At 73.4% G+C, this 594-nt stretch carries 1 protein-coding gene; it reads left to right on the top strand.

Annotation, left to right across the window (positions count from 1 at the left end):
- A partial coding sequence (locus BZY54_RS48830; RefSeq protein ID WP_143668485.1) for an aminotransferase class I/II-fold pyridoxal phosphate-dependent enzyme occupies positions 1-433 on the top strand: 433 nt, incomplete at its 5' end.
- Between the last annotated feature and the right edge of the window lie 161 nt (positions 434-594).

Here is a 594-nt window from a genome sequence, read left to right as displayed (position 1 = left end):
CTGGGTCACGGCCGCGCCCGGCCTGGTGGCGGCGGTGCGCTCGGCGAAGCAGTTCCTGACCTACGTGGCCTCGGGCCCGTTCCAGTACGCGGTCGCCGAGGCGCTGGCGTCCCCCGAGTCGTACTTCACGGCCTTCCGGGAGGGCATGCGGGCCAGGCGGGAGGTGCTGGCGGCGGGGCTCGCGGAGGCGGGCTTCACGGTGTTCCGGCCCGCGGGCACCTATTTCGTCACCACCGACATCCGCCCGCTGGGCGAGACGGACGGCTTCGCCTTCTGCCGGTCGCTGCCCGAGCGGGCGGGCGTGGTCGCCATCCCGAACGCGGTCTTCTACGACCACCGCGAGGAGGGCGCGCCGTTCGTCCGGTTCGCCTTCTGCAAGCAGATCCCGGTCCTGGAGGAGGCGGCCAGGCGCCTGAAGGCCCTGGCGGGCTGACCGGCGGACTCGGCAGGGGCCCGGCTGATGAATCACCGTCCGTGCCCGATTCGTCCCGCGAGATGCCGATGTGAACAACATCAGCACCCGTGCGCCCTCCCCTGCCCCACCTCCTGCGGCCACCCATGCCTTGCCGGTGCCGGCCGCGCGGGCCCTGGTGC

Origin of the sequence: Streptomyces carpinensis, assembly GCF_002154505.1 — a bacterium.
Taxonomy (GTDB): domain Bacteria; phylum Actinomycetota; class Actinomycetes; order Streptomycetales; family Streptomycetaceae; genus Streptomyces; species Streptomyces carpinensis.
The sequence above is the reverse complement of the archived record's forward strand: the minus strand, read 5'-3'. Positions and strand labels throughout refer to the sequence as shown.